The 16,286-nt window shown below is 71.8% G+C and carries 13 protein-coding genes; 7 read left to right on the top strand and 6 right to left on the bottom strand.

The features are described 5' to 3' along the window. Positions 1-108: 108 nt before the first annotated feature. Positions 109-1,395, top strand: a complete 1,287-nt coding sequence (locus tag ACZ4O3_RS31475; RefSeq protein ID WP_362717356.1) for an ion channel protein — start codon at positions 109-111, stop codon at positions 1,393-1,395. A gap of 32 nt (positions 1,396-1,427) precedes the next feature. Beyond that, on the top strand, positions 1,428-2,837 hold the full coding sequence (locus ACZ4O3_RS31470; RefSeq protein WP_467725450.1) for a glutamate decarboxylase: 1,410 nt from the start codon (positions 1,428-1,430) through the stop codon (positions 2,835-2,837). Between the two features lie 51 nt (positions 2,838-2,888). Here ACZ4O3_RS31470 and ACZ4O3_RS31465 read toward each other — a convergent pair whose 3' ends face one another. The 3 genes from ACZ4O3_RS31465 to ACZ4O3_RS31455 all read right to left on the bottom strand — a co-directional run bounded on the left by ACZ4O3_RS31465 (position 2,889) and on the right by ACZ4O3_RS31455 (position 5,990). Beyond that, on the bottom strand, positions 2,889-3,428 hold the full coding sequence (locus ACZ4O3_RS31465; RefSeq protein ID WP_362717350.1) for a DinB family protein: 540 nt from the start codon (positions 3,426-3,428) through the stop codon (positions 2,889-2,891). Positions 3,429-3,538: 110 nt separating this feature from the next. Then, positions 3,539-4,999 carry an aldehyde dehydrogenase family protein gene (locus ACZ4O3_RS31460; RefSeq protein WP_467725448.1) on the bottom strand — a complete coding sequence of 487 codons (1,461 nt, stop codon included), beginning with the start codon at positions 4,997-4,999 and terminating at the stop codon, positions 3,539-3,541. 166 nt (positions 5,000-5,165) lie between these two features. Further along, positions 5,166-5,990, bottom strand: coding sequence for a helix-turn-helix domain-containing protein (locus tag ACZ4O3_RS31455; RefSeq protein ID WP_362717369.1), 825 nt, complete (start codon positions 5,988-5,990; stop codon positions 5,166-5,168). Between the two features lie 333 nt (positions 5,991-6,323). On the opposite strand from ACZ4O3_RS31455, the gene ACZ4O3_RS31450 reads away from it, so the two are divergent. Continuing rightward, positions 6,324-6,824 carry an ATP-binding protein gene (locus ACZ4O3_RS31450; protein ID WP_362717344.1) on the top strand — a complete coding sequence of 167 codons (501 nt, stop codon included), beginning with the start codon at positions 6,324-6,326 and terminating at the stop codon, positions 6,822-6,824. A gap of 100 nt (positions 6,825-6,924) precedes the next feature. On the opposite strand, the gene ACZ4O3_RS31445 is transcribed toward ACZ4O3_RS31450, so the two are convergent. Next, positions 6,925-7,194 carry a DUF397 domain-containing protein gene (locus tag ACZ4O3_RS31445; RefSeq protein ID WP_362717341.1) on the bottom strand — a complete coding sequence of 90 codons (270 nt, stop codon included), beginning with the start codon at positions 7,192-7,194 and terminating at the stop codon, positions 6,925-6,927. 724 nt (positions 7,195-7,918) lie between these two features. Between ACZ4O3_RS31445 and ACZ4O3_RS31440 the strand changes: the two genes are divergently transcribed. After that, entirely contained in the window at positions 7,919-8,419 is a 501-nt protein-coding gene (locus ACZ4O3_RS31440) for a hypothetical protein (protein WP_467725511.1), read from the top strand. Positions 8,420-8,591: 172 nt separating this feature from the next. Further along, positions 8,592-9,107: a DUF4232 domain-containing protein gene (locus ACZ4O3_RS31435; protein ID WP_362732187.1), complete on the top strand. Its 516-nt coding sequence runs from the start codon at positions 8,592-8,594 to the stop codon at positions 9,105-9,107. A 32-nt stretch (positions 9,108-9,139) separates the two neighbouring features. Here ACZ4O3_RS31435 and ACZ4O3_RS31430 read toward each other — a convergent pair whose 3' ends face one another. Further along, positions 9,140-10,270: a DUF2786 domain-containing protein gene (locus ACZ4O3_RS31430; protein WP_467725445.1), complete on the bottom strand. Its 1,131-nt coding sequence runs from the start codon at positions 10,268-10,270 to the stop codon at positions 9,140-9,142. 140 nt (positions 10,271-10,410) lie between these two features. On the opposite strand from ACZ4O3_RS31430, the gene ACZ4O3_RS31425 reads away from it, so the two are divergent. Both ACZ4O3_RS31425 and ACZ4O3_RS31420 read left to right on the top strand, forming a co-directional pair. Continuing rightward, positions 10,411-11,208 (top strand): Clp protease N-terminal domain-containing protein, encoded by a 798-nt coding sequence (locus tag ACZ4O3_RS31425; protein WP_467725443.1) that lies wholly within the window; start codon positions 10,411-10,413, stop codon positions 11,206-11,208. 70 nt (positions 11,209-11,278) lie between these two features. Further along, positions 11,279-12,967 carry a bifunctional 3'-5' exonuclease/DNA polymerase gene (locus tag ACZ4O3_RS31420; protein WP_467725442.1) on the top strand — a complete coding sequence of 563 codons (1,689 nt, stop codon included), beginning with the start codon at positions 11,279-11,281 and terminating at the stop codon, positions 12,965-12,967. On the opposite strand, the gene ACZ4O3_RS31415 is transcribed toward ACZ4O3_RS31420, so the two are convergent. After that, a complete protein-coding gene (locus ACZ4O3_RS31415) occupies positions 12,968-16,093 on the bottom strand; it encodes an AfsR/SARP family transcriptional regulator (RefSeq protein WP_467725441.1) in 3,126 nt (1,041 codons plus the stop codon). It lies immediately after the preceding gene. Positions 16,094-16,286: the final 193 nt, after the last annotated feature.

Here is a 16,286-nt window from a genome sequence, read left to right as displayed (position 1 = left end):
CACCTTGGGTCCTCACGTCACGTGAGGTGCAAGTCCGTTGCGTTCGGGGGCTCCGGGCCCGACTTCTTTCGGGATGTTGGGCCCGATGTGCCCGCTTATGGTGGGCCCGTGGCCCAGGACACCGCGCGGCAGGCGCTCCCCACCCCGCCCTCGGCCCCCGCGCGCGCCCTGCTGCCGCTGATCCTGCCCGCCCTGGTCGTCGGCGTCGGCAGCAGCCTGCTGTACCTGCTGGTGAGCTCGCTGGCGGAGCGGTTGCAGCACGTGCTCTGGAACAACCTGCCAAACGCGCTCGGCATCGGCCGGTACTCGGTGCTGTGGATGCTGGTGATGCTGACCGCGACCGGTGTCGCGGTCGGGCTGGTGGTGTGGAAGGCGCCCGGGCACGCGGGGCCCGATCCGGCCACCCTGGGCCTGGAGGCCGTGGCGCTGCCGCCCGCCGTCCTGCCGGGTCTGCTGCTGGCGACCGTGCTGATGCTGGCCGGCGGGCCGAGCCTCGGTCCCGAGAACCCGATCATCGCCGTGAACGTGGGGCTGGCGCTGTGGCTGGGGCGCCTGGCGATGCCCCGCATGCCGGGTTCGCTGTGGCCCGCGCTGGCCGACGCGGCGACACTCGGCGCGCTGTTCGGGACGCCGGTGGCGGCGGCCCTGGTGATCTCCGAGGCGCTGGCCGGGAAGCCGCTGAAGGGGGCTCTGTGGGACAACCTCTTCGGGCCACTGATGGCCGCGGGGGCCGGCGCGATGACGACCGCCCTGGTGGACCACCCGACCCTTGATCTCGGGCTGCCCGCCATCGGCCGGCTGCGCTGGCCCGACCTGCTCTCGGCCCTGGCGATCGCCCCCGTGGCGGCGCTGCTCGGCATGCTCGCCGTCCTCGCCTTCCCGTACGTCCACGGGGCCTTCCGGCGCCTGGGGCACCCCATGGTGGCCCTGCCGGCCGGCGGTGTGGTCCTGGGCCTGCTGGGCGCCCTGGGCGGCCATCTGACGCTCTTCAAGGGGCTGGACGAGGTCGCGGAACTGGCGAAGGACCCCGCGGGCTGGTCGGCCGGCCAGTACGCCGTGATGGCGGTCGTCAAGCTCGCCGCGTTCGTGGTCGCCGCCACCTGCGGCTTCCGCGGTGGCCGGATCTTTCCGTCGGTTTTCATCGGCGCCGCCCTCGGGCTGTGCGCCCACGCCCTGGTGCCCGCCGTCCACCCCTCGGTGGGCGTGGCGGCAGGCGTGCTGGGCATGCTGTTGGCGATCACCAGACAGGGCTGGGTGAGTCTGTTCACGGCCTCCGTGCTGGTGGCTTCGCCCTCGATCATCACCTTGTTGTGCATCGCCTCGCTGCCCGCCTGGCTGCTGGTGACCGGACGCCCGAGGATGCAGCTGGGGGCGGACGGCACGGCCCTGCGCTGAACCCTGTGAAATCGCTCTAGGAGGCACCTGTCATGCCGCTCCACAAAGGATCCGGGAAACACCACGAGCGCCCCATGTCCGTCAACCCGTTCTTCGGGGAGGCGAACCCGGTAGCCGGTATGGACGAGGCCCCGCCCACGCACCGGCTCCCGGACGGCCCGCTGCCGCCCTCGACCGCCTACCAGCTGGTGCACGACGAGTTGATGCTGGACGGCAACGCCCGGCTGAATCTGGCCACTTTCGTCACCACCTGGATGGAGCCGCAGGCCGGTGTCCTGATGGCGGAGTGCGACGACAAGAACATGATCGACAAGGACGAGTACCCGCGCACCGCCGAGCTGGAGCGGCGCTGTGTGGCGATGCTCGCCGACCTGTGGAACGCGCCCGACCCGGCCGGCACCATCGGGTGTTCGACGACCGGCTCCAGCGAGGCCTGCATGCTGGCCGGAATGGCGATGAAACGCCGCTGGGCGAAGCGGAACACCGACCGCTATCCCGGAACCGCCCGGCCGAACCTGATCATGGGCATCAACGTCCAGGTCTGCTGGGAGAAGTTCTGCAACTTCTGGGAGGTGGAGCCGCGGTACGTCCCCATGGAGGGCGACCGCTACCACCTGGACCCGCAGGCCGCCGCCGAGCTGTGCGACGAGAACACCATCGGGGTGGTCGGCATCCTCGGCTCCACCTTCGACGGGTCCTACGAGCCGATCGCCGACCTCTGCGCCGCCCTGGACGCCCTCCAGGAGCGCACCGGCGTCGACGTCCCGGTGCACGTCGACGCCGCGTCCGGCGGGATGATCGCGCCCTTCCTCGACGAGGACCTGGTGTGGGACTTCCGGCTGCCGCGGGTGGCGTCGATCAACACCTCGGGGCACAAGTACGGCCTGGTCTACCCGGGCGTCGGCTGGGCGCTGTGGCGCGACAAGGAGGCGCTGCCCGAGGAACTGGTCTTCCGGGTCAACTACCTGGGCGGCGACATGCCCACCTTCGCCCTCAACTTCTCCCGCCCCGGCGCCCAGGTGGTGGCCCAGTACTACACGTTCCTGCGGCTCGGCCGGGACGGCTACCGCGCGGTGCAGCAGGCCTCGCGGGAGGTGGCCACCGGGCTCGCCGCACGCATCGAGACACTCGGCGACTTCCGGCTGCTCACCCGGGGCGACGAACTCCCCGTCTTCGCCTTCACCACCGCCGACCACGTGACGTCGTACGACGTCTTCGACGTCTCCCGGCGGCTGCGCGAGAGCGGCTGGCTGGTGCCGGCGTACACCTTCCCGGCGAACCGGGAGGACCTGTCCGTACTGCGGGTGGTGTGCCGCAACGGCTTCTCCAAGGACCTGGCCGAGCTGTTCCTGGAGGACCTGACCCGGCTGCTGCCCGAACTGCGCCGGCAGCCGCACCCGTTGATCAGGGACAAGGACGCGGCCACCAGCTTCCACCACTAGAAGCGGCCGGCAGGCCCCTTCCGGGGCCGCCGGACGTGTCCAGGGCCTGCGCTAGGAGGCCTGCTCCAGGGCCACCAGTTCGAACGCCGTCTTCCCGTCCAGGGACTCGCGGACGATGTCGGCGTGGCCCGCGTGCCGGGCGGTCTCGCGGATCAGGTGGAGACAGACCCAGCGCATGGAGACCCGGCCCTCCGGCGGGAACCAGGGCTGCGGCGGGAGCGGGAAGGTGTCGTCGAGGCTGGGAACGGAGCGGATGAACTTCTCCGTCTCGGCGGCGACCTGCTCCCAGTAGGCGAGTTGCGAGGCCACCGTCTCGTCGCCGACCAGCTGGAAGGTCTCGTGCCAGTTCGACTGGTCGCGCTCGACCGCCGGCGGCTCCTGCTTGGCACGGGCGATCCAGCTCTGCTCGACCTCCGCGCAGTGCTTGAGCAGGCCCGCCAGGGTCAGCTCGCTCGCGCTGGGCCTGCTCGCCGCCTGCTCGTCGGTGAGGCCGAGCAGGGCCCGGCGGATGCCGCCGCGCTGCTCCTCGATGAAGGAGAGCAGTGCTCCGCGCTCGTCGCCCTGTGCTTCCGCGGGAACGTGAGTGACCATGGCCGGCCGCCTTTCCTGGGTGCTGTTGTCCTGACACCGACGAAGCTACGGGCCCTTTAGGACAGGTTGCGTCCTACAGGGCCCGTGATGGCCGAGCCGTTCGGGGTGGGCTAGAACGGGAAGCCGCTGCGGCCGTGCTGGACCGAGATCCACTTCAGGGTGGTGAAGGAGTCCACGGTGGTCTCGCCGTTCAGGCGGCCGAGGCCGGAGTGCTTCTCACCGCCGAAGGGGACGACCGGCTCGTCGTGCACCGTGCCGTCGTTGACGTGGAACATGCCGGTGTCGATCTGCTTGGCGAAGGACACGCCGCGCTCGACGTCACCGGTGTGGACGGCGCCGCTGAGGCCGTACGGGGTGTCGTTGACGATGCGTACGGCCTCCTCCTCGCCGTCGAACGGGATGAGGAAGGCGACCGGGCCGAAGACCTCCTGGCGGAGCAGGTCGGAGTCGGCCGGGACGCCGGTGAGGACCGAGGGCTCGACCAGGTTGTCGGTGGCCGTGCCGTGCACCAGGGCCGTGGCACCCTCGGCGAGGGCCTGCTCGACCGTGGCCGAAACCGACTCCGCCTGCTGGGAGTTGATCAGCGGGCCGATGACGGTCCGGGGGTCCTGCGGGTCACCGGCCCTGAGCGTCCTGACCTTGGCGACGAACTTCTCGGTGAACTCCTCGGCGATCGAGCGGTCGACGAGGACGCGGTTGGCGGCCATGCAGACCTGGCCCTGATGGACGTACCGGCTGAAGACCGCCGCGTCGACCGCGTAGTCGATGTCGGCGTCGTCGAGGACCACGATCGCGCTGTTGCCGCCGAGTTCGAGCACCGAGCGCTTGAAGAGCGAGGCGCAGACGGTGGCCACGTGCCGGCCGACCTTGTCGGAGCCGGTGAAGGAGATGACCTTCGGGACCGGGTGCTCGATGAAGGCGTCGCCGATCTCCGCGATGTCGGTGACGACGACGTTGAGCAGGCCGCCGGGCAGACCGGCGTCCTCGAAGAGCTTGGCCACCAGGGTGCCGCCGACGATCGGGGTGTTCTGGTGCGGCTTGAGGACCACGGCGTTGCCGAGGGCGAGGGCCGGCGCGACCGACTTGACCGACAGCAGGAAGGGGAAGTTGAAGGGGCTGATCACACCGACGACACCGACCGGCACGCGGTAGACACGGTTCTCCTTGCCGTCCACCGGGGAGGGCAGGATCCGGCCCTCGGGGCGCAGCGACCACTGGATCGACTCGCGCAGGAACTCCTTGGCGAGGTGCAGCTCGAAGCCGGCCTTCAGATGGGTGCCGCCGAGCTCGGCGATGATCGCCTCGGTGATCTCCGCCTCGCGCTCCTCGATGAGGTGCAGGGCCTTCTCGAAGACGGCACGGCGGGCGTAGGGATTGGTGGCGGCCCACTGCTTCTGGGCGCGCGCGGCGGCCTGGTAGGCCTGATCTATCTCATCGACCGAGGCTATGGTGATCGACGCCAGCTTCTCGCCGTCGTACGGGTTGAAGTCGATGATGTCCCAGGAGCCGGTCCCCGGGCGCCATTCACCGTCGATGTACTGCTGGGCCAGGTCGGTGAAGTAGGACGACATGTGATCCCTCGATCCCCTGCTGCGTCGGCAGTCGATGCAGACACCCGATCCACATCCACATCACGGTCTGATCACGCGTCATCGTACTTGCGCGTCAGGGGGGTTGGGACACGAGTTCGGCGATCTCCGGCAGGTCGGAGGGTAATCCCCATGTTCGTCGACACGTCTACGACAGCTGGAGCAGTCCGCGCAGCAGGTCCCGGCTCTCGTCCGGTCCGGGGCTGTCCTGCTGGAGCTCCTTCAGCGCCAGCTCGTACTGGGCGACGTCCTCGCGCTTGTCGAGGTAGAGGGCGCTGGTGAGCTGCTCCAGGTAGACCACGTCGGAGAGGTCGGACTCCGGGAAGCTCAGGACCGTGAAGGAGCCGCCCTCCCCCGAGTGGCCGCCGAAGCTGAACGGCATGATCTGGAGCCGCACGTTGGACCGCTCGGAGATCTCGACGAGATGCTGGAGCTGGCCGCGCATCACCTCACGGCTGCCGTAGGGCCGACGCAGGGCGGCCTCGTCGAGAACGATGTGGAAGTCGGGGGCGTTTTCGGCCACCAGGTACTTCTGCCGCTCCATGCGCAGGGTGACCCGGCGCTCGACGTCGGCCTCGCTGGCACCTTTCATACCGCGCCGCACCACGGCTCGCGCGTACTCCTCGGTCTGCAGCAGGCCGTGCACGAACTGCACCTCGTACGCGCGGATCAGATGGGCCGCGCCCTCCAGGCCGACATAGGTGGGGAACCAGCTCGGCAGGACGTCGGAGTAGCTGTGCCACCACCCCGCCACGTTGGCCTCCCGCGCGAGGGAGACGAGCTGTTCGCGCTCGACCTCGTCCGTGATGCCGTACAGCGTCAGCAGGTCTTCCACGTCCCTCGTCTTGAAGCTCACCCGACCGAGCTCCATACGGCTGATCTTCGATTCGGAGGCCCGGATCGAGTACCCCGCGGCCTCGCGGGTGATGCCCCGGGCCTCACGCAGCCGCCTGAGTTGCGAGCCGAGCAGCATTCGCCGCACCACCGATCCGGGCTCTCCCGCGCTCACGTTCGCCAGCCTCCCCAACCGTCTTCAGGGCCCGCAGTCTGCCACTAAAACACTCCGAGCAGTACTCGCCCGGTTACGGAAACGGAAAGCGGCCAAAGTTTAAGCACAGGAAGTTGCAAGCAGGTAGTGAGCCAACAGCTGCAAGTTGGCGGAAAAAATGGCCAACAAGCGGTACGGGAGGGTCCAATTCGGTCGCGTGCACGTGCATCTGCCCTTGCATCTGCTGTGCGCATCCGAAAACATGGTCCCGCGCCACCGCTGCATCGCAACGACCGCGAATTCCCGGGAGTGCCTCGCATGGGGACGAATGGATCGACCATGCTCAAGCCATTACGGCAGGGCCTTCCGCCGCTTGATCCCGCGGCCGTGTCCGACGCCGCCTCCTGTGCCCTCCCGGCCCGCTACGAAGCGGTGCGCGAGGCCCGGCAGTTCACCCGGAGAACCCTCGGCCAGTGGGACGTGGGCGAGCGCTTCGACGACATCTGTCTCGTCGTGTCGGAGCTGGTCACCAACGCCCTGCGGCACGCAGTGCCCGGTGAGCCCGAGTGCCCCGCCGCTCCGCCGGCTCCGGCCGTCCGGCTGCACCTGATGAGGTGGACCGAGCGGCTGGTGTGCGCGGTGCGCGACCCGAGCCACGACACCCCCGCGCCCAGGGACTCCGAGGACTTCTCGGCGGAGTCGGGCCGCGGGCTGTTCCTGGTCGAATCCTTCAGCGACAGCTGGGGCTGGCATCCGCTGGCGGGCACCCTCAGCGGCAAGGTGGTCTGGGCGCTGTTCCGGCTCCAGTCCGCCGAATAGGGAAACCCGGCGCCTTCGGACGCCGGGTTTCTACGCGCGTTACCGTGCCCTCACCCGCGCTCCGCGGTCCATGTGCGAGGGCTCTCCGGGCGTGCCGGTCTCAGCTCACTATCAGGTGGTCGAACTCGCCGTCCTTGACACCGAGGAGCATCGCCTCGATCTCCGCGCGCGTGTAGACGAGCGCCGGACCGTCGGGGAAACGCGAGTTGCGTACCGCCACGTCACCGCCCGGCAACCGCGCGAACTCGACGCAGGAACCCTGCGAGTTGCTGTGCCTGCTCTTCTGCCAGGCCACTCCGTCCAGCTGCGTCGCAGCCATGCCGTTGTACACGTCAAACCCCCCGTACACGCTGTCAACGTCGAGGTCCACAGGTCGCTCCCCGGTGGTGCACTAACTGGCTGATGTGACCATTGATGCAGTGGTCAACTGAACCGGATCATAACCCTGTTCACGTGCATATGCATGAGCAGATGCACGTGCACGGGGGGTGTTCCTGCGGTTACAGCTTTGACGACCGCTTTACCGAAGCTCCTCCAGCGTCTGCCCCGGAACTCCCCAGGCATGCGAGCCCCGGCCCGTGCATGATCTTGCGCGCCATCCTCTGCGCCGGGCCGTCCGGATCACACCCCGCGTGTACTAGGAAGAGACGCGTACCGAGGCCTTCCTGTTCCAGCGTCCACGTGATGGTCCGGTGAGCGATATTGACCGGAACGGCATCGGACCACCGGACGGACGGCATCCGCGCCGGGTCGCAGGGAGAACCCGCACGTCGACGACGACCGGGAAACGGGTCGTCCGCCCCGACGGGGGTTCGCCCGGGCCCGGCGAGCGTGCGCGCGTCCCGGAGCGAAAGGACGGCGGGGTCATGGCGGGGGCGGCTCACAAGAGATGCCTACCTGGTGTCCACAGGTCCTCCGGGTGAGTCCTGGTAGCTTGCGGCTGTCGTCCGGACGGCCGGGCGGCCGACCCCCTAGAGGTTGGGAGCGTTGCGGTGACCACGGCTACGGCGAGTACGGCTACGACCCACACGGACACGACCGGGGCCGCGGCCGCGAGTTCGGCCCCCTCGGGGACGGCTTCGGGCGCGGGCGGCGTGCGGCCGGCCGCGCGACCGGCGGTGCGGATCGTGGCCGCCGCCGCGGCGGGGCTGGCGGGTGCGCTCACGCTGGCCGCGTGCAGCAGCGGCGGTTCCGGCGGTGACCCCTCGGCCACCTCGCCGGGCACGTCGTCGGCGGCCGCGACCGCCACCTCCGGGGCAGACGGCACCACGGCCAGGTCCGACACGCTGCAGGGCAGCTGGATCACCACGAGCAGTGGCAGGATCGTCGCTCTTGTGATCACCGGCAAGCAGGCCGGGCTCTTCGAGACCGGCGGATCCGTGTGCAGCGGAACGGCCGGTGCGGAGGCCGGGATGCAGATGATCCACCTCACCTGCACAGGCGGCAGCAGGGACCGGGTCACCGGAATGGTCGACTCGGTCAGCAAGAACGGCATGAAGGTCACCTGGTCCGGAAAAACCGGCGAGGAGACGTACACCAAGGCGGAAGGCGGCAAGCTGCCGTCGGGACTGCCTACGGCAGGCCTGGGACAGTAGCCCTTACCAGGGCAATAGGGGCACACCTGGCGGCTGAGTCGTACTTTCACCGGTCCGCACCGGCCGACGGGAGCGCGCCGCGACACGTTCAAGAGCAGGGGCGGCCGCGCGGGACCCGGGCCGGGGCGTGATGATGCTGGGACACCGCCACGACCTCGATGGGGATCTGCTCATGCGCGTCATTCCGCTCACCGTCACGGCCCTCGCCGCCGCCCTCGCCCTGACCGCCTGCGACGACGGCGACGGCGGCACCAGCGGCAAGAACAGCTCGGCCTGCGAGGTGGGCAAGGTCTCGGTCCAGGTCGGCTCCGCGAGCGTCGCGCCGGCCGCGGGCGACACCGGCGAGGTGCCGGTGAGCATCACGAACCAGAGCGCGCCGTGCACGCTCGACGGCTTCGCCGGCGTCACGCTGAAGGCGGGCGGCACGTCGGCGACGGTGCCCGCCCTGTCGGGCGCCAAGTCCGAGAAGCTCAAGCTCGCCAAGGGCGACTCCGCGACGTTCTCGATCAGCTATGTGCGCGGCAAGGACGGCGACAGCACGGGCGTCGCGGCCACGTCGATGACGGTGTCCCTGCCGGGGGGCGACGCGACGGAGAGCTTCCCCTGGAAGTACGGGCCGGTGGCGGGCAACGGCTCCGCGGACAAGCCGAACGCGACGGTGGGCGCGTTCCAGCAGGCGGGGGACTGATTCCGGGCGGCCGGAGCGGCCCGCGCCCGGCCCTAAGGCAGTGGGGAACGGGAGTGGACCTGGGCCCGGTCCGCCGCTCTCGTGCCCTCCGCCCAGCCCGCCTCGTCGCTCACCCCGCGCAGCCGGGTCGTGGTGGTCTCCGGGAACATCCGCTCCATGTGGTCGGTCACGGCCGTCTCCCTGCCGGCCAGGACCGGGAGCAGGTCCTGGGGCGCCTCGGTGCTGGTGACGGCCGTCCGCGCGGCGGCCGTCAGCCGGTCGCCGACGCGGTGGGCGTACGCCGCCAGGAAGGACTGGCGGAACGTCTTGGTCCGCTTACGGCCGCCCGCCCGCTGCGCCGCCTCCGCCTTCGTCATCGCGTGCGTGGCCTGCACCAGCAGGGAGGTGTAGAGCAGTTCGACCGCCTCCAGGTCCCCCTCGAAGCCGACGACCGTGGAGAACGCCAGCGGCTCGTTCCACACGGCCCGGCAGTGGTTGGCCGAGGCGACCGCGTCGAGCAGCACCGCCTTGGCCTGCTCGTAGGGCGGCTCGACCCCGACCCGGCAGGCTCCGGGCGCGTCGGGCGCGGGCGCCCCCGCCGCGAGCAGTGCCTCGTCGACGCTGTGCCGGGCCATCAGCTCCTGCGCCTTGGCACTGAGCGCCTCCGCCTCCTCGGGAAAGCCGGTCGCCTCGGCCTTGGCGAGCAGCGCGCGGATCCGGGTGAGCATGCGCGACTCCGGCCGGTGCGCGTCCGCGCGGGGCCCGGACTCGTCGAGAGCCTCCAGGGAGGGCAGCCTCAGCAGGAGCCGGTACAGCTCCAGAACGGCGGTGGAGTGCGAGAAACGGTCCCCCACGCGTGCGTGGCCGTCCGGCAGCGCGTCCAGCTGCGCCTGCCACCGCGGGCCGCGCGGCCGGTCGTCCGGCCGCTGCTCGCGGATCAGGCCGACGGCGAGCCGGACGTGCGGGTCGTCCAGTTCGCGTCGCACCAGTCGTACGACGTCGGCGGGCTGCCAGCCGCGCCGCCAGGCGGCCGCGACGAACTCCCGGCCCCGGCGTGCGAGTTCCGTGTCCGCGCCGGAATCGGCCGCGAGGAGGGACGCGCCCGTGTCGAGGCCGGAGTCGGTGCCGTCGTACAGGGCGGCCTGGAAGGCTCGGTCGACGGTGCTGGATTCACTGCTGGTCACACCTCGATCGTGCCACGCGCGCGGACAGCGGCCGGCGGCCGTCCACACCCTGTGGACAACCGCGCCCCGCCGCCTCGACGGACCCGGAGAAGTGTCAACCGACGGTTGACATCCCGTCACTGTCAACCTACGGTTGACACATGGCGACCAACCCGAACATCACGGCATCCGTACGCCTCGACGACCTCATCGCGGCGATCAAGACGGTTCACCCCGAACCCCTCGACCAGCTCCAGGACGCGGTGATCGCCGCCGATCACCTGGGCGACGTGGCCGACCACCTGATCGGCCACTTCGTCGACCAGGCCCGGCGCTCGGGCGCGTCCTGGACGGAGATCGGCAAGAGCATGGGCGTGACCCGGCAGGCGGCCCAGAAGCGCTTCGTGCCCAAGGAGTCGGCCGACCTCGACCCCAGCCAGGGCTTCGGCCGCTACACCCCGCGGGCGAAGAACGTGGTCATGGCGGCCCACAACGAGGCGCTCGCGGCACGCAACCCCGAGGGCAGGCCCGAGCACCTGGTCCTCGGCCTCCTGGCCGAGCCGGACGGCATCGGGGCGAAGGCGATCGTGGCGCAGGGCGTCCTGCTGGACACCGTGCGCCAGACGGCGACGGCCGCCCTCCCGCCCGCCGCCGAGAACGTCCCGGACCTCATCCCCTACGGCCCGGAGGCCAAGAAGGCCCTCGAACTCACCTTCCGCGAGGCCCTGCGCCTCGGCCACAACTACATCGGCACCGAGCACCTGCTGCTGGCCCTCCTGGAGCACGAGAACGGCGAGGGCGTCCTCAGCGAACTGGGCATCACCAAGCCCGCGACCGAGGAGTACATGCACAAGGTGCTGGGACTGCTGCTGGAACAGAAGAACGCGGCGGCGCAGGCTGCGGGCGCGGCAGCGCAGGCGGAGGCGGCGGGCGAGCCGCGGGAGGGAGCGGCGGGCTGAGAAGTCCACCGCCCAGAGATCGAACCCCCAGGTCAGCGCCATTGTCAGTGCCGGGTGCCAGACTCGCGGCATGACCGACCGGTGGGCTCTCGCTCCGGCCGAGGACGGTGGCGTGGATGTCGCCCCCCTCGGCCCGGACGGGCTGCCCGCCGGGCCGGTGCGGCGGGAGTCCGATCTCGCCGCGGCGGTCGGGGGCCGTCCGGAGGTCACACGCTGGGTGTGGCGGTCGACCGCCGAGGTCTATCCGCGTCTGCTCGCCACGGGGGTGCGAGTAGAGCGGTGCTACGACATCGAGGACGCCGAGACGCTCCTGCTGGGCCACGAGGGACGGTCCGGTGAGCCGCACTCGGCCGCCGCCGCCCTGGCCCGCCTCCGCGGCGGCCCCGTACCGCCCGATCCGCCCCAGCGCTCGGCCGAACCGGGCGCGCAGTCCCCGCTGTTCGAGCCACAGGGCACCGCCCGCCTGACGCTCGACGAACTCCTCGCGGTCTACGCCGAGCAGCAGCGGCGGCACGACCTGACCGAACACCCGGAACGGATGCGGCTGCTGACGGCCGCGGAGTCGGCGGGCATGCTGATCGCCGCCGAGATGAACCGCGCGGGCCTGCCCTGGAGCGCCGGGGTCCACCGCGAGGTGCTGCGTGAACTGCTCGGCGAGCGGTACGCGGGCGGCGGCGAGCCCCGTCGGCTCGCCGAACTGGCGGACGAGGTGTCGGCCGCGTTCGGCAGACGCGTCCGCCCGGATCTGCCCGCCGACGTGATCAAGGCCTTCGCCCAGTCCGGGATCAGGGTGAAGTCCACCCGCCGCTGGGAGATCTCCGGCATCGACCACCCGGCGGTGGAACCTCTCCTCGCCTACAAGAAGCTGTACCGGATCTGGGTGGCGCACGGCTGGAGCTGGCTCCAGGACTGGGTGCGCGAGGGCCGGTTCCGGCCCGAGTTCCAGGCGGGCGGCACGGTCACCGGGCGCTGGGTGACCAACGGCGGGGGCGCCCTGCAGATCCCCAAGGTGATCCGGCGGGCGGCGGTCGCCGACCCCGGCTGGCGGCTGGTCGTCGCCGACGCCGACCAGATGGAGCCCCGGGTGCTCGCGGCGATCTCCCGCGACCCCGGGCTCATGGAGGTCGCGGGACGGGAGACCGACCTCTACCAGGCCGTCTCCGACCGCGCCTTCTCCGGTGACCGCGGGCAGGCCAAGCTCGCCGTCCTGGGCGCGGTCTACGGCCAGACCTCCGGCGACGGCCTGAAGAACCTGGCCGCGCTCAGACGTCGTTTCCCCAGGGCGGTGGCGTACGTCGACGAGGCGGCACGGGCCGGCGAGGAGGGCCGGCTGGTGCGGACCTGGCTGGGCCGGACCTGTCCGCCGGCGGCCGGGGCGGGGGACGGCGCGGAGGAGGCGGGCATGCCCCAGCAGGAGGCGGAGGGGCAGACGGCCGAGGGCTGGGTGCCGGGATACGCATCCACCAACTCCCGCGCCAGGGGCCGCTTCGCGCGTAACTTCGTCGTCCAGGGCAGCGCCGCCGACTGGGCTCTGCTGATGCTCGCGGCGCTGCGCCGGACCTGTGCGGACCTGGCGGCCGAGCTGGTCTTCTTCCAGCACGACGAGGTGATCGTGCACTGTCCCGAGGAGGAGACCGAGGTGGTCGTGGCGGCGATCCGGGAGGCCGCCGACCTGGCGGGGCGGCTGACGTTCGGCAGGACACCGGTCCGCTTCCCGTTCACGACCGCGGTGGTGGAGTGCTATGCCGACGCGAAGTGATCAGTCGCCGGCCGACAGCAGCTCGCGCAGTTCCACGAGGACGTCGGGCGCGTCGGTGCCGTCCAGGGCGGCCAGGGCCGCGCGCCAGGCGTCGTGCGCCTCGCTCGTACGGCCCTGCTCGCGCAGGAGCAGACCGAGTTGGTGGCGGGCGAGACCACCGCTGTAGCGGTCGGCGCGGGCGTCGGCACGGTGCAGGAGTTCGGCGCACTCGCGCTGGGCACGGTCCGTTTCGCCGGTGCCGCGCAGGGCACGGACCAGGCCGAGCCGGGCCTGCGACTCGCCGTGCCAGTCACCGTGCTGACCGAGGACGCGCAGGCTGTCCTCGAAGTGCGTGGCGGCGGCCGCGGGTTCGCCGAGGGTGAGATGGGCGTAGCCGATGTTGCAGCGCGCCGAGTGCTGCACGATGACGGCGCCGATGGCGTCCCCGATCGCCAGTGAGCGCCGGTGCTGCTCGATGGCGGCGCGGGGGTCGGTGTGCTCGTAGAGGTTGCCGAGGTGGCTGTGGGTGACGGCCTCGCCGTAGGGGTCGTTGAGCTGCCGGGAGTACTCCAGGCTCTGCCGCAGCGCCTCGCCCGACTCGTCGTACCGTCCGAGCCCCTCCAGGAGCAGGCCGCGGTTGTTCAGGCTGCGCCGGATCCAGGACACCACGCCCAGCCGCCGCCAGATGGCGAGGGCCTGGTCGGTCAGCGCGAGGGCCTCCCGCTGGCGGCCGGTCAGGAAGTGCAGCCCGGCCAGGTCGCCCAGGGCATAGGCCTCGGCGGGCTCGTCGCCCAGGCGGCGGGCGGCGGCCAGGGCGGCCGTGCCGAGCACCTCCATCTCGGCGACCCGGCCGCTGCGCAGGACATAGGGAAAGAGCAGCCGGACCAGCGTGGAGAGGTAGGCGCTGATGCGCGGATCGGCGGTCTCGGCGTACCGCTCCACCAGGGCGACGATGTTCTCCAGCTCCCGATCACCCCAGGCGAAGGCGGTCTCGGCACACTCGAAGGGGGCCAGGGCGGCGGTGTAGGGCCGGTGTTCGGCGGGCTGGGCGACGGTGGGCCGGCGGCGGTCGCTCTGTTCGAGGCCGGGTTCCAGGATGGCGACGAGGGACAGCTCCGCGACGGCGGCGAACCAGCGCAGGACGGTGAGTGCGGCCTCGGTGCGGTCGGTCCCCTCGGCCAGTTCCCGGGCGAAGTCCCGTACCAGGTCGTGCGGGGTGTAGCGGCCGTAGGCGGTCTCCTCCAGGAGGGCCACCTCGACCAGCCGGTCCAGGGCGGCCTCGGCGCGGGGCGCGTCGAGGCCGGTGAGACGGGCGACCAGCAGGGCGCCGTAGGTGGGCAGGTCAAGGGCGCCGACGTGGCGCAGGGCGAGGGCGGCGTCGCGGTCGGGTGCGCGCGCGGAGGCGGCGAGGGCGTCATGGGCGACGGCCAGGGAGCGCCGGACGCTCAGGTCGTCGTACTCGAGGTGCTGCAGCCTGCCCTCGGTGGCGGCGAGCTGACGGGCCAGTACCTCGGGGGTGAGGGCGCGGCGCGCGGCCAGCCGGGCGGCGACCACCCGCAGGGCGAGCGGCAGCCGGCCGGTGAGGCCGACCAGCGGATGACCGGCGTCGATCTCCGCCCGCCCGCTGACCGTGCGCAACAGGGCCGCGCTGTCCTCGCCGGTCAGCGGCCCGAGCGGAAAGCCGCGAGCGCCGTCGAGCGCGGTCAGCGGCGAACGGCTGGTGACGATCACCGCGCAACCGGGGCCGCCGGGGAGCAGCGGCCGCACCTGGGCGGCGTTCGCGGCGTCGTCGAACAACAGCAGGGTGCGGGTCGGCGCGAGCAGGGAACGCAGCAACGCGGCAGCCGCGTCCGGGTGTTCGGGGATGTGCCGGGGGTCGGCGCCGAGGTCGCGCAGCAGCGCGGCGAGCGCCTGGGCGGGAGCCAGCGGCGGTACGCCCGGGGTGGCGCCGTGCAGGTTGACGTAGAGCTGACCGTCAGGGAAACGTTCCCGCAGATCATGGGCGACATGGAGCGCGAGGGCGCTCTTGCCGACACCGGCCATTCCGCTGACGACCGCGACGGCCGGGGCGGCCGCCGGGACGAGCGCACGGCGCAGCTCCTCACGGACAACGTCACGTCCGGTGAAGTACGCAGGGGGCGCGGGGAGTTGGGCCGGGCAGGGGGGCGCGGGCCCGACGCGCGCAGAACCGGGGCCGGCGGGCCGCTCCTCCTCGTCGTCCGGCGGGCACCCCGCCCCGGCATCGGCGTCGCCGCCGTCGTCCACCGACCGCCGGTCACCCGACGCCTCGGTCACGGAGACACCCGAACCCGTCCGTCCGCCGCCCCCTGCCTGCGCACTTGGCGCCCTCCCGTCGCTCGCACCCTGGTACGGCGCGCCCTCCCCCGCCCCGTCGCTCCCTCGCAGCACCCGCACATGGGCCTCGCGTACGGCCGTTCCCGGCTCGACGCCGAGTTCCTCGATCAGCCGGTTGCGGAGGTCGCGGTGGACGGCGAGGGCCTCGGCCTGGCGGCCGGTGCGGTGCAGGGCGAGCATCAGCTGACGGTGGTAGGCCTCACGGAGCGGGTACTCCGCGACCAGCGCCGTCAGCTCCGGCACGACCCCGCCGAGCCGCGGGCCGCCGAGGGCGAGTTCCGCGTCGTAACGCCACTCCAGCAGGAGCAGCCGGGCCTCCTCCAGGCGCTGCACGAAGGCGTAGCCGCCGAAGCCGGCGGGGAGGCCGCAGAGCGGGCTGCCGCGCCAGAGCCCGAGCCCGTCGGCGCACGCGCTCAGCACCGTCGCCCACTCCCGGCGCCCGTGTGCCGCGCGCGCCTGCGCCACCCGCGTGTCGAACACCTCGACGTCCAGCTCACCGCCGTCGACGCGCAGCAGGTAGCCGGGCGGTACCGCGCGCAGCCGCTCCGGGTCGTCGAGGAGCCGGCGCAGCCGGGTGACGTGGTTGTGCAGCGAGGCCTGTGCGGACACCGGGGGCGCCCCGCCCCACAGCGCGTCCTTGACCGAGCCGACGGAGACGATCCGCCCCGCCTCCAGGAGGAGCGTGGCGAGCAGCGCGCGCACCTTGGGGCTGCCGATCGGCCGCACCTCGCCGCCGGGCAGATACAGCACCGGAGCTCCCAGCAGTCCGAACCGCAGCTCGTACTGCCGCATCACCGCGCCCCTCGCCTTCCGTACGGTCGTGGCCGACCGCGCCGTACGGCGGGGATGCCCGCCGCTGCCTGGCGCCTGACCTGGCTTCTGGCGGAAAGCGATCCCGTCGTGGACGAGTTCCCGCCACCTTCTCCGTGCCGTCGGAGCCGGAATCCCGCAGGGTTTCCGGCTTGTGCCCGGAGGCGTACCACGG

The sequence above is a fragment of the Streptomyces sp. NPDC026515 genome, from assembly GCF_055567595.1.
This window is presented reverse-complemented; position numbering and strand designations above follow the sequence as displayed.

Excerpts from the sequence above, each read along its gene's own strand:
- ACZ4O3_RS31450 (WP_362717344.1), top strand. The coding sequence starts at position 6,324 with ATGGGGACGAATGGATCGACCATGCTCAAGCCATTACGGCAGGGCCTT.
- ACZ4O3_RS31415 (WP_467725441.1), bottom strand. The coding sequence starts at position 16,093 with ATGCGGCAGTACGAGCTGCGGTTCGGACTGCTGGGAGCTCCGGTGCTG.
- ACZ4O3_RS31425 (WP_467725443.1), top strand. The coding sequence starts at position 10,411 with ATGGCGACCAACCCGAACATCACGGCATCCGTACGCCTCGACGACCTC.
- ACZ4O3_RS31470 (WP_467725450.1), top strand. The coding sequence starts at position 1,428 with ATGCCGCTCCACAAAGGATCCGGGAAACACCACGAGCGCCCCATGTCC.
- ACZ4O3_RS31435 (WP_362732187.1), top strand. The coding sequence starts at position 8,592 with ATGCGCGTCATTCCGCTCACCGTCACGGCCCTCGCCGCCGCCCTCGCC.
- ACZ4O3_RS31420 (WP_467725442.1), top strand. The coding sequence starts at position 11,279 with ATGACCGACCGGTGGGCTCTCGCTCCGGCCGAGGACGGTGGCGTGGAT.
- ACZ4O3_RS31460 (WP_467725448.1), bottom strand. The coding sequence starts at position 4,999 with ATGTCGTCCTACTTCACCGACCTGGCCCAGCAGTACATCGACGGTGAA.
- ACZ4O3_RS31455 (WP_362717369.1), bottom strand. The coding sequence starts at position 5,990 with ATGCTGCTCGGCTCGCAACTCAGGCGGCTGCGTGAGGCCCGGGGCATC.
- ACZ4O3_RS31465 (WP_362717350.1), bottom strand. The coding sequence starts at position 3,428 with ATGGTCACTCACGTTCCCGCGGAAGCACAGGGCGACGAGCGCGGAGCA.